The 12393-nt window shown below is 50.4% G+C and carries 11 protein-coding genes; 4 read left to right on the forward strand and 7 right to left on the reverse strand.

From position 1 onward, the window contains the following. Positions 1 to 131, reverse strand: a 131-nt coding sequence (locus tag BL249_RS05390; RefSeq protein WP_342634060.1) for an IS1 family transposase, incomplete at its 3' end; no start/stop codon positions are given. Positions 132 to 296: 165 nt separating this feature from the next. Between BL249_RS05390 and BL249_RS05395 the strand changes: the two genes are divergently transcribed. Continuing rightward, entirely contained in the window at positions 297 to 719 is a 423-nt protein-coding gene (locus BL249_RS05395) for a hypothetical protein (protein ID WP_099706712.1), read from the forward strand. 80 nt (positions 720 to 799) lie between these two features. On the opposite strand, the gene ydgH is transcribed toward BL249_RS05395, so the two are convergent. Then, positions 800 to 1756 carry a DUF1471 family protein YdgH gene (ydgH, locus tag BL249_RS05400; RefSeq protein WP_099706713.1) on the reverse strand — a complete coding sequence of 319 codons (957 nt, stop codon included), beginning with the start codon at positions 1754 to 1756 and terminating at the stop codon, positions 800 to 802. Between the two features lie 501 nt (positions 1757 to 2257). On the opposite strand from ydgH, the gene pntA reads away from it, so the two are divergent. Next, on the forward strand, positions 2258 to 3793 hold the full coding sequence (gene pntA / locus BL249_RS05405; protein WP_099706734.1) for a Re/Si-specific NAD(P)(+) transhydrogenase subunit alpha: 1536 nt from the start codon (positions 2258 to 2260) through the stop codon (positions 3791 to 3793). A 10-nt stretch (positions 3794 to 3803) separates the two neighbouring features. Continuing rightward, positions 3804 to 5198 carry a Re/Si-specific NAD(P)(+) transhydrogenase subunit beta gene (gene pntB / locus BL249_RS05410; protein ID WP_099706714.1) on the forward strand — a complete coding sequence of 465 codons (1395 nt, stop codon included), beginning with the start codon at positions 3804 to 3806 and terminating at the stop codon, positions 5196 to 5198. A gap of 72 nt (positions 5199 to 5270) precedes the next feature. Here the strand turns inward: pntB and uspE are convergent, their stop codons facing one another. From uspE to BL249_RS05435, 5 genes are all read right to left on the reverse strand, one after another. Beyond that, complete coding sequence (gene uspE, locus BL249_RS05415) at positions 5271 to 6218, reverse strand: universal stress protein UspE (protein ID WP_099706715.1); 948 nt, start codon at positions 6216 to 6218, stop codon at positions 5271 to 5273. Positions 6219 to 6582: 364 nt separating this feature from the next. Further along, positions 6583 to 7335, reverse strand: a complete 753-nt coding sequence (locus BL249_RS05420) for an FNR family transcription factor (RefSeq protein ID WP_099706716.1) — start codon at positions 7333 to 7335, stop codon at positions 6583 to 6585. Between the two features lie 233 nt (positions 7336 to 7568). Further along, a complete protein-coding gene (locus tag BL249_RS19360; protein ID WP_256385429.1) occupies positions 7569 to 7697 on the reverse strand; it encodes a hypothetical protein in 129 nt (42 codons plus the stop codon). Between the two features lie 1201 nt (positions 7698 to 8898). Next, complete coding sequence (locus BL249_RS05430) at positions 8899 to 9819, reverse strand: LysR substrate-binding domain-containing protein (protein ID WP_099706718.1); 921 nt, start codon at positions 9817 to 9819, stop codon at positions 8899 to 8901. Positions 9820 to 9902: 83 nt separating this feature from the next. Next, on the reverse strand, positions 9903 to 10337 hold the full coding sequence (locus tag BL249_RS05435) for a DoxX family protein (protein WP_099706719.1): 435 nt from the start codon (positions 10335 to 10337) through the stop codon (positions 9903 to 9905). 345 nt (positions 10338 to 10682) lie between these two features. Here BL249_RS05435 and BL249_RS05440 point away from each other — a divergent pair, with 345 nt between their 5' ends. Beyond that, positions 10683 to 12338 carry a methyl-accepting chemotaxis protein gene (locus tag BL249_RS05440; protein WP_099706720.1) on the forward strand — a complete coding sequence of 552 codons (1656 nt, stop codon included), beginning with the start codon at positions 10683 to 10685 and terminating at the stop codon, positions 12336 to 12338. Positions 12339 to 12393: the final 55 nt, after the last annotated feature.

Below are 12393 nucleotides of genomic sequence, written 5' to 3' on the forward strand. Positions count from 1 at the left end.
TAAGCGTAAGTGAGTTGAAACACGCGGTGGCAGTCACGGCAGCGAAATCTGTCATAGACTTTAGGGTTCTGACCATGGCGGTAAACCTGAACAGACTGACAACGGGGACAATGAACGTTAACGCTGGCCATAAGAGAACCTCAAAAGCCCGCATTATACATCAGATTCAACCAATTAGAGGCATCACCCGAATTATCTGGCAAGAGATAGTATACCCATTAGAAATTATGTCATGATAAGCCATGGAATTGGTCAGACGGGCTGGAGCAGCTCATCCTGCTGAAAGGAGAATTTTGGTGTCTGTCAGAAACTCGCTGTCGTCCGCTAGCAGGAACCACGTCTGTATTAACTACCTTGATTTTCTTGCAGCTTCATGCAAAAAACGCTGGAGCTTTGTCGATGCAATTTATGGCGTTATGCCAATTTTTGGTATGGTTACCAAAAACCCACCGATAAAAGCGCAAAATTGTGCCGACGATCTGCGCGAACTGGCGTTGCAGGTGCTTTCTACCCAGGTGAGTGATGAAATCAATATTGCCCGTCTGATCGCGCTGGCGGAACAACTGCATATTACCCGCTTCGATATCCTGCTGCCTTATAGCTTCAGTGAAAAGCAGCTCGACAATATCCGTGCTGAATATGTTAAACCGCTTAGCCTGCAGCTGGAAGGCGATCGGCTGTCAGTCGGCGTTGCCGCTGGCAGTCAGATATCCTCCTGACGCGGCGCCTGATGCAAAAAAAAACGCAGTGCCTTTCGGCACTGCGCGTCGCCCGGGCCAGCTTACCCGTCTGGCGTGATTTATTTGAACAGGTCAGCAGTGACAGTCACGTTACCACCACTCTGGTTTTGCCATTCACGCGTTACATGATAATACTTCGCCCCTTTTTCGATGCCCCGTTTACCTACGGCATCAGAGATTTCCGCCGGCGTGCCGAAGTGGCCGGTAAAAGTGACACTATCAAACGGCTGCATCTGCGCAGCGGTAACGGCATTTACTTCCTGAATTGAACGACCATCCGGCGCGGTAATGGTATAGCGCTTGCCGCTTGAACTTTGGGTTTCAAAGAATCGACCAACACTGTTGCTTGGTGTATCTGAACTGGCAACGCCTGGGATAGCTACACGTTTGGCCGCACTGCCGCCAGCCGCTAAGGCGGCTTTACCTGCCTGAGAATCGGCAGGGATCAGGTTGGACGTATCCTGAGTCGTCCGTTTCGCCGCATCTTTTTTATACACAAAGGCGGTGACGTACTGGTTACCGCCGTCGTTGGTATCAATCTGGCGAATAATAAAGTAACCGTATGCGTTTTTACGGGCGGCTTCGCGACTGATGGCGTCATCCACATCAGGCTGGCTGCGGAAAAAACCGCTCACGCTGACGGTGTCGTAAGGCTCAAGTGAGTAAGCAACATCTTTCGGATACTGACGCACGCCATTGAGAATACGGTAGTGGGTATCGGTTTTACGTTGCGGTGCATTCGCTTTGTAGAGATCGGCCGTTACGCGCCAGTTGCCGCCATTACCGTTCAGGTCATTGATGCCCTGGACAAAATAGGAGGCTGCGCCCCTGTCATCGGCACGTTTGGCAATTGCCGCATTAGCATCGCTAATCGAGTTGAACTTGTCAGTAATGGAAATACGGTCGAATGGCTTGAGGGCGGCAGCCTGTTCCGGCGTCAGTTCCTGAGCGGCCTGTGCTGACATCGTGGTCAGCGCGATCAGGGCAGAGGCCAGAACGGTAATCTTGAGCTTCATATAAAATATCCTTCGCCTAACGCAAAAAGAGGAACAAAACCTGTCTGACTTTTGATGTGCAACAGAATAGTCGCCGATTATGGCACTAATAATGAATGCTGTCTCAGCCAGTTTACGCCATCAAAACAGGAACGTGAACTGTAACCATGGTCAGCCGGTCTGTCGCCCGCAGGTGACCCGGCGTAGCGTATCATGACTATAAGCGAAAAATGATAACAGCTATGATATTAAGTTATTGTTATGTTTGTTTTTTATTACTCAGGAAAAAGAAAAGTTAACTATTTTACCGGCAGAAAATGAGGCATAACGGCAGAAAAAGTAACAGATAAACCCGGGCGGGCGACATTATCCGCTTTTTTATAGTAAAACGCTGTTCCAATCTTGTCGCCATGCTAAATGTAAGACATATTTCCAGCAGATTTTGCACAGCCTGACACAATTTCCGGCGGATAAAGGGATGTTGTGCCGCTGCTTATCTTCAATCGCAAACAAGGGAAAAATATGATAATTGGCGTACCTAAAGAACGGGCAGCTGACGAACGTCGGGTCGCAGCCAGCCCCGGCACCGTTGAGCAATTGCGCAAACTGGGTTTTCAGGTTGTGATTGAAAACGGCGCAGGTCATGAGGCGAGTTTTGACGATGAGGCCTATAAAAAGGCCGGCGCCACGGTGAGCGATGCCGTGCAGGTGTGGCAATCGGATATTGTGCTGAAGGTTAATGCTCCGGATGATGAAGAAATTATCAGAATGCGTCCCGGCGCAACCCTGATGAGTTTTATCTGGCCGGCTCAACATCCGCGTCTGCTGGAAAAATTACAGGCGCAGAAAATCAACGTGATGGCAATGGATGCGGTGCCGCGTATTTCACGCGCGCAATCCCTTGATGCGCTGAGTTCGATGGCCAATATCGCCGGCTACCGGGCAATTGTTGAAGCAGCCCATCAGTTTGGCCGCTTTTTTACCGGGCAGATTACCGCTGCAGGCAAAGTCCCCCCGGCAAAAGTGATGGTGATTGGTGCAGGTGTCGCCGGCCTTGCTGCTATTGGTGCGGCTGGCAGCCTGGGGGCGGTTGTGCGTGCTTTTGATACCCGACCTGAAGTGAAAGAGCAGGTACAGAGTCTGGGCGCACAATTTCTTGAGCTGGATATTGCTGAGCAGGCAGGCAGCGGCGACGGTTATGCCAAAGAAATGTCGCCGGCGTTTATTGCGGCGGAAATGAGCCTGTTTGCGGCACAGGCAAAAGAGGTTGATATTATTGTGACCACCGCACTGATTCCGGGTAAACCGGCGCCAAAACTGATTACCGCTGAGATGGTAGCCAGTATGAAGCCAGGAAGTGTGGTGGTGGATCTGGCGGCACAGACCGGTGGAAATTGTGCGCTCACCGTTGCCGGCCAGGTTGTCACCACTGAAAATGGGGTAAAAATCATTGGTTATACCGATTTACCATCCCGTTTGCCAACCCAGGCGTCGCAGTTGTATGCCACGAATCTGCTCAATCTGATAAAGCTGTTGTGCAAAAATAATCAGGGTCAGATTGAGATTAACTTTGAGGACGTGGTTATCCGTCATGTCACCGTGGTACGGGATGGTGAACTGAGCTGGCCGGCACCGCCCATTCAGGTTTCCGTTGCGCCTGAGGTTCCTCAATCGCCCCCGCCAGCCGTCAGTCAACCGGCAGAAAAATCACCCCGTTCACCGTGGCGTAAATATATGTCGTTCGCGATTGCGCTAATACTGTTTGGCTGGCTGGCTAATGTGGCACCGGCTGCCTTTCTGGCGCATTTCACGGTTTTCGCACTTTCCTGCGTCGTGGGATATTACGTGGTATGGAATGTGAGTCATGCCCTGCATACGCCGCTGATGGCGGTAACGAACGCGATTTCCGGCATTATTGTGGTTGGCGCGTTGTTGCAGATTGGTCAGGGGGGATGGGTAACCCTGCTGTCTTTTATTGCGGTACTGATCGCCAGTATTAATATTTTTGGTGGCTTTACCGTCACTCAGCGCATGCTGAAAATGTTTCGTAAAAATTAAGGGGTAATCAATGTCTGGCGGATTAGTTACTGCAGCATACATTGTTGCCGCAATTCTTTTTATTTTAAGCCTTGCCGGGCTGTCAAAGCATGAAACATCGCAGCAGGGCAATCTTTTCGGTATTTGTGGCATGGCCATTGCGCTGGTTGCTACGGTATCCGGACCGGATAGTGCCAGCATTGGCTGGTTGCTGCTGGCCATGGTCATCGGCGGGGCGATTGGCATTCATCTGGCGCGCAAAGTCGAAATGACAGAAATGCCCGAACTGGTGGCGATTCTGCACAGCTTCGTTGGCCTGGCCGCGGTACTGGTTGGTTATAACAGCTATATCGATCGGGCGTCGGACCTGCCGGTAATCATGCAAAATATCCATCTGACCGAAGTTTTTCTTGGCGTTTTTATTGGGGCTGTTACCTTTACCGGCTCGGTGGTCGCCTTCGGTAAACTGCGCGGTAAAATTTCATCGCGTCCCCTGATGCTGCCTCATCGTCACCGCCTTAATCTGCTGGCACTGGTTGTGTCGGCGGCGCTGCTTATTGCTTTTGTACGCACAGACAACAGTGGTGTCCAGGTTTTTGCCTTGCTGATAATGACGCTGATTGCTCTGGCTTTTGGCTGGCATATGGTGGCGTCTATCGGTGGGGCGGATATGCCGGTGGTGGTATCTATGCTCAACTCTTATTCCGGTTGGGCGGCGGCGGCGGCGGGTTTTATGCTCAGTAACGACCTGTTGATTGTCACCGGCGCGCTGGTGGGATCTTCCGGAGCCATTCTCTCCTATATTATGTGTAAAGCAATGAACCGCTCATTTATCAGTGTCATTGCCGGCGGATTTGGCAGCGATAGCAGCAGCGCCGGTCAGACCGCTGAAACGGGGGAACATCGCGAAATCAGCCTACAGGAAACGGCAGAACTGCTCAGAAATGCCCGTTCGGTGATTATTACGCCAGGCTACGGTATGGCCGTTGCCCAGGCACAATACCCGGTAGCGGAAATTAGCGCATTGCTGCGGGCTCGCGGGGTGAAGGTACGTTTTGCCATTCATCCGGTGGCGGGACGTTTGCCGGGGCACATGAACGTGCTGCTGGCAGAGGCCAGAGTACCTTATGACATCGTGCTGGAAATGGATGAGATTAATAGCGATTTCGCCGATACCGATATCGTGCTGGTAATTGGCGCCAATGATACGGTTAATCCGGCAGCGCAGGATGATCCCGCCAGTCCTATCGCCGGCATGCCGGTGCTGGAAGTCTGGAAAGCACAAAACGTCGTGGTGTTTAAGCGCTCAATGAATACTGGCTATGCCGGGGTGCAGAATCCGCTATTCTTTAAAGAGAATACCCAGATGCTGTTTGGTGACGCTAAAGCCACCGTAGATGCACTTCTCAAAGAACTGCAGGATTAAGCCGCATTCGATCAATGGCTGAAAAGTAATCAGGCACGCTGCAGCGGGCCTGATTAACCGGGCGTTAGCCTACTATTCTTCGTCGGTTTCCGGATTGATGGGGCTGACGAAGCCATCAGGTTTGATGGCTAGCAAATCACAGCGTAAATGATCAATAACCTGTTCGGCCGTGTTACCGAGAAAGGCGGCTGAGATACCGGTCCGGCCGATTGTACCCAGCACAACCACGCCGGCATTAAGGTGCTGCGCAATCTCCGGAATAACCTCTTCCGGTAGTCCTTTTTCCACATGAGTCATTTTTTCATCGATACCGAAGTGCTGGCGCAGTGCTTTCATGCCAATCAGATGCTGACCGCGGATGGCGTCATTGTAAACGCTGGGGTCAAAATCAGGCAGTTCAATCGCAATATTAATTGGCGTAACCGGATAGGCGCTGACCAGATGGACTTCGGTGTGATTGACCAGCGCCGCCAGCTCGCTGGTTTCCTGCACCAGTTTCTTATTCAGGTCATCATGGTGGGGTTCTTCACCGCCCAGGTTTACCGCAACCAGCGCTTTTGCCGAAGTGGGCCAGGGTTGATCTTTGACCATCCATACCGGGCAGGGGCATTTACGCAGCAGATGCCAGTCGGTGGGAGTAAATACCACGGCTTGCAGACGATCATGCTGATGGGTCATTTTCAGTACCAGGTCATGACCGGCTTCCATCACTTCACGGATGATGGCTTCGTAAGGGCGATTATGCCACACCACCTTGATATCAATATTCACTCCGGTGGCCAGATAAACCTTTGCCTGCTCGCGAATCCATTCGGTGCGCTGGCTGATAACGCCTTTGCGCATGCTAAGGCGCTCGTCGGGGGACAGCAGTGTGGTCATTTCATAGGAAAAGTCATAGATAGGCAGAAAGGCTTTAATCCGGCCACCGAGACGCTGATTAAGATAAACCGCACGCCGCAGCGCGGGTTGATCATCCTGCGTCGGGTCGATCGCAACGAGAATGTTTTGATACTTAACCATAGACAGCGCTCCATACACCTGAAGATTCAGGTTTAAAGATAGCTGAATAATGGCCGGGGAAGAAGAGGGATAATCACAGAGTGTCAGTGCCCAAAGACAGCACGTTGATTAGTGACATTATTTATCATGGCTGATACACCTGTACGCTCTTTATAATTTAACTTTCCCTGAACTCACTATACAAGTAGATATGGCTCAGAACTAATTTGAAAAAGACTGTAATTTCCAAAAATTACTTTCATATTTCGCCATATTTAACTGAACGTGAATTTTGGTATGATTGAGCATCATAGCCCGAATAAATAAGAGTAACGGAACTGGCGTTGGTACGTTCGCGCTTAATTGCCGCGAACGCACCAGTATATCAGGCAAGGCAAGGGGACTGACCGGCAAGCTGAGTCAGCATTTCATGATTGGCAATGGTAATGTATTTCCCTTTCACTTCCAGCAAGCCACTTTTCTGAAAACGTCCCAGTAAGCGACTGATGGTTTCAACCGTGAGACCGAGATAATTGCCAATATCGCCCCGGGTCATAGTCAGACGAAATTCACGCTGTGAAAATCCGCGTTTACCAAAGCGTTGTGACAGACCGTAGATAAAAGCCGCCAGCCGTTCTTCAGCGTTTTTCTTTGACAGCAGTAAAATCATCTCCTGGTCGCCTTTGATTTCACCACTCATCAGGCGCATTATCTGCTGGCGCAGATTGGGCATTTTCCCGGAGAGATCGTCAAGGGTTTCGAAAGGGATTTCGCAGACCATTGCGGTTTCCAGTGCCTGAGCAAAACTGGGGTGCTGATGAGCACTAATAGCGTCAAAGCCCACCAGATCGCCGGCAAGGTGAAAACCGGTAATTTGCTCGTCACCTTGTTCAGTTATAGTGTAACTTTTAATGGTTCCGGAACGAATTGCATACAGCGATTTCAGCTCATCTCCGGCTTTAAACAGCGTCTGACCTTTCTGAATGGGTTTTTTACGCTCGATAATATTATCCAGCTGATCCAATTCATGATTATTAAGTGTGAAGGGGATACAGAGCTGGCTGATGCTACAGTCCTGGCAGTGGATGGCACAGCCACCAGACTGAATGCGACGAATAATTCTCTTTTCCGGAATCATAATCTGGCTCCAACCATATATTGATTGAGGTCAATTTTAACATTTTATTTTGTCAGAATGAACCGGCTAAATGTGTCAGGATGGTAAAAAAGCCGGGTGTAAAAGCATGATAAGTTAATTATTATTGATTCAAATCAATTTTTACTAATTTATTATATGCAGTCGCGCAACAGCGCTGAGGTCATTGCATTAAAGGACTGACAGAGCGTCTTACCTTCAACTTTGTTTATTCGCTACATCAACGTTTCCGCCAGTGAAGGCAGGTGATACCCCATTTTTTCTTCCCTTGACTTATCAGGCATAAACTGACCCATACGGGAGATAGCCTGAGCACGCCCCTGTTGTGGAACACTTTGCGTCATTTGCATTATTCCGTTGATATTTGCGTGCAGTCTGCACAGGTATCTTGTGTATTCACGGATTGTGCAAACAGGTCTGGTATCCCCCTGTCACATATGGTGACCTTCGATAGTCAGGTGCAGGCAGTGCGTAAAGTCCTGGCTTATCGCTGAGGCTGAAACAAAAAGCCAGGCTGCGGGGCCAGGACTTCTTTAAAAAAAAACATAGGGATAACCTTGTAAGGGAAATTATATGGTATATAAGTGTCGCTATTGTCCAGCGTTATTTGAGCAACATGAAGAGATGCAAGTCCATCTTCGACAATCGCATTCGCATTTGGGAGAGCATTTTTTTGTGTGCTGCCAATGTGGCCAGTTTTTTAATCAACGGGGCGATCTGATAAACTATAAGCACCTCCATAAGGGAGTTAAACTTTTTGGGTGCAGCATATGTAACAAGCCTTCTGGTTATTTGAGCACCCTAAAGCGCAGCCCAACAGTGCATATGCACCACCATAGCCAGCATAATCAAGCACAAGGCAGTACCTTACGGGGAAAATTGGGATTCAGCCCCAATCGCATGCCATCCTTGCCGCAACAGCAGCCTGCGCTCACTGAGGATGAAATAAATGATGAAAAAAATAAGGCGATAAATGCGCTTTTGAGACTGGCTCAAAGCAGTCCCAGCCCCGGTCCGTATTCATCACAGGACGATGCCTTTCTGCGACTCAGCCCCAACTTCATCCGATCCTTGCCGCAACAGCTCCCTCAGTTCGCGCCTGAGGATATCGATGCGCTTTTGAGCCAGCCCAGCCCTGGGCCGTCATGGAAGAAATAGCGGCCTTGATACGGCGTGGGGCGGTACAGCGAAGGGCCTGGGCACCCAGGCCAGTTGTCATCATGCCGGTTTATCCGGCATGCAATACCCGGCGTTTTGTCTGTATCCACGCGGCTCAACAGTACGCTGTCGCGTTCCGCGGCGTCGGATTTCCCCCTTTCCTGACCATAAACTGTGGTGATAAAGAGCGGCATGTGGCGCCTGTCACGCAGTAATGAAAAAAATGCCAGTTTTGCTATGTGTTTACTCTAAAGCCCGTTCTTCAGGCACACTTATCCAGATGAGAACTCTGAATCCATCGTTTTTTCGCCATCCGGTGCAGCCTGGCAAAAAGCATACTGGTGCTGTGCTCGCCAGCCACACTGCCGGCAAACGCAGGCGCTAAGATTAACCCGCCTGCAATTTGCGAATAGCAGACAGCAGTATCTCAGCGCCGACGCTGAGCGTATCGGCTGAACGGGTAATAATTCCGACAGGCTCGCCCGGACCATGGGAGGCGATGGGTAAGGCTGCCAGAGCGCTATGGGCTAAATCTTCTTTTATTGCGCCAGAAGGAACAAACCAGACATAGTCATAGCGTAAGGCCAGCTGACGGGCCAGTGAAGTCGCCGAGGTTTCCACCACGGTAGCGGGAAGCTGGCAGCCTTGTTCTTTCAGCATATTATCGGCAATACGGCGAGGGGCTGTTCCCTCCGGGGAAATCACCACCGGCCAGTTCATTGCCCGGGAAAGTGTGACGTTGTCACTTAACAACGGATGATCGGGGCGAACCACCAGCCTGAGTGACTCAAGAAACAGCAGTTCATAGTTTAATCCTGCCATCATTTCCGGCGTGGCCATGCGTCCGATGCCAATATCAAATTCGTTGCCCCTGAGCCCGGCCAGCAATACGTTGTTATGCAGCGTAGCCACCTGCACCAGGGTGTTAGGCTGCTGCTGATGAAAAAGGTGGAGAATAGAAGGCAGCATGCCCAGCGCAACCGTGGTTAATACGCCGAGTCGCAATAGCGTAGGCGCATCATTATCGGAATTAAATGACTGACCCGCGTGATGAAGTGCATCCAGTACCTTAACGGCATGCGTCAGAAACTGTTCACCCAGCGTGGTCAGTCTGGCGCCAAGTCTGCCGCGTTCGAATAAACGCGCGCCAGTCAGCTCTTCCAGCTCATTAAGTGTTTTAGATAATGCCGGCTGGCTAAGATTTAATGTTTCCGCTGCTCGTCCGAGGGTTCCCTGTTGCGCAACGGCAACAAAGGTATGCAAATGGCGCAGACGAATACGCTGGGTAAACAGGTTATTTTTGTCCATAACCTACAGTAATGGAATTGGTCGCGCGCCGGCAAGTAGTGTAATGTCGTCGCCGCAAAACAAAGCCCATACTCTGGTGGTGGTTATTGCAGGCGGCTATCGCGAATAAAAGTATATTTACCCGCGCCCAGCAGCATAATCAGCAGACCGCCAGTAAAGATAAACATTTCACTTTCCAGCGCCCATGCGCCAGTAGCAGTACGATGTGTCCAGTGGCCGTTACCAACCAGCAGCACCGCTATTGTCAGGTTCAGCGCAATGATAAATCCCGCCGGGCGGGTCAGGAAACCAATAATGGCCATGATCGGTGCCACCACTTCGCCAAAGTAGACGCCATAGGCAATAAAGGAGGGTAAACCATGTGCCCGGAGTAAATGCTCAATCCAGCCGATACCGTGCTGAATTTTATGCAGTCCATGCAGGAGCAGCAAAATACCAACGCTAAGTCGTAATATCAGCTTTGCTAAATCGGGATGATCGGCCAGGCGACTGAACACACCATTAATTGCAGAAAACATGAAATAACCCTCAATGACATTTTTACCGTGCCGAATTTACTGCATAATTCGTGGTAAGGAAACATTATTTATTTGTCATACTAATCAAATAAATATTCCCTCATTCTTACCGGCTTGTCATGGACGGGCGTGCATTACGGCTGTAATTTTGCTGCATTTTTATGGTGCAGAGGGCGGCAGAAGCTGGTGATTTATGTCTTAGTACAGATAGGTTACTTCTCATTTTGTAACCGCTTTTTATTAACTTTTCTGAATTCTCATACGGTTTTTTCCGGCCTTGCCGATATAGATGTTTGAGATTTAGCTCAGGCGCTGTCAATTCAAAGTCGTAAGGACGAAAATATTATGAGAATACTAAAAAATTTTACTATTCGCCGTGTGATGTTGTGGGTGGTTAGTCTGCTTTGCATATTTTGGGGAGGCGTGAGTTTTTATGGTGTATATGCACTCAACAAACTGGGCGCTGACCATCATATGGACCGTCAGCTGGTGGCACAGATGGCTACCCTCAATCAGGGTAACGATCAGTATTTTCGTTTTATTACTCGCCTTTATCGGGTGGTTAGCTTACGTGAGGCCGGTCAGATGCCTGGCGCCGACAGCATCAATGCAGCTCAGCATGCGCTTGACGCTATGGTAGAACAGCTAAATCAATTTAAAAACCGTTCCACTGCGGCGCAGAACACGCCGCTGACGCAGGCGGTCATCGTGCGTTGGGAACGTTTACTTAATGACGGCATTCTGCCTCAGATGCGTTATGCCCAGCAGGCAGATCTGAACGCATATCATCGCCAGGCGAACGAGGTCACCCCTGTACTGAGCCGCGAGTTTGGCGCAGAAATTGAAAAATTTAATCAAGCGACCAGCCTCGCTCTGGATAATACCCGGCGCGATGTTGATAAGCGGATTCATCTGACGCAGGCGGTATTGGTGATAGCGGTAGGGATAGGGATCCTGATGCTGATTTTCTCCGATCGCTATCTGGTCACAATGCTGGTGCGGCCACTGGATAAAATTCGCTACCAGTTAACGCTGATCACACAGGGTGACTTAAGCCAGACAATGGATGAATTTGGCCGTAATTGTCTTGGCAGACTGGTACCGTTGTTATGCAGTATGCAGCAGAGTCTGCTTGAGGCGGTAGGCACCATTCGCCAGGCCAGTGACGGTATACATCATGATGCCGCCCGCATCTCAAGCGGTAATCAGAATCTCTCCTCACGAACCGAACAACAGGCATCGGCACTGGAACAAACCGCCGCCAGTATGGAGCAACTGACGGCAACGGTAAAATGTAATGCCGATAACGCCCGTCAGGCCAGTGAGCTGGCCGATACCGCATCTGCCACTGCCAGCAAGGGTGGTCAGCTGGTCCAGGAGGTGGTGGTCACCATGGAAGGAATTGCTGGCAGCGCCCATAAAATTGCAGATATCACCAATGTGATTAATAGCATTGCTTTTCAGACGAATATTCTGGCGCTGAATGCGGCGGTAGAAGCGGCCAGAGCTGGCGAACAGGGAAGAGGGTTTGCAGTGGTTGCCAGCGAAGTGCGTAACCTGGCTCAGCGCAGTGCCAGTGCAGCAAAAGAAATTGATGCGCTGATAGCAGACTCAGTCACCCGGGTGGATAAAGGTAACCGTCTGGTGAATGATGCAGGGGCAGTGATGCAAGAGATGTTAACAGCTGTCAGTGCCGTTAACGATATTATGAAGCATATTGCGGCCGCCTCTGAACAACAGAGCAAGGGCATCAGTCAGGTTGGTCTGGCCGTCAATGAGATGGATCAGGTTACCCAGCAAAACGCTTCGCTGGTGGCTGAAATGGCCTCTGCTGCAAATGCGCTGGAACAGCAGACGATTAATCTTGCCCAGTCCGTCGCCCACTTTCGTTTCACCTCAGAGGAAAGTAGTTCTGCTGCGCTGCCGACCGTTGACGGCCCCCTGGAGCCATCGCTGGCGCGCCAGTCCGCTAGTGGCACAAATGAGTGGGTGGCGTTTTAACCTTGCACCCGGCGAATAGAAAACGGCTTTAGCGGGTCGCGAACAGGTTGTGATA

The sequence above is a fragment of the Erwinia sp. OLFS4 genome (assembly GCF_002752165.1).
Lineage (GTDB): Bacteria > Pseudomonadota > Gammaproteobacteria > Enterobacterales > Enterobacteriaceae > Izhakiella.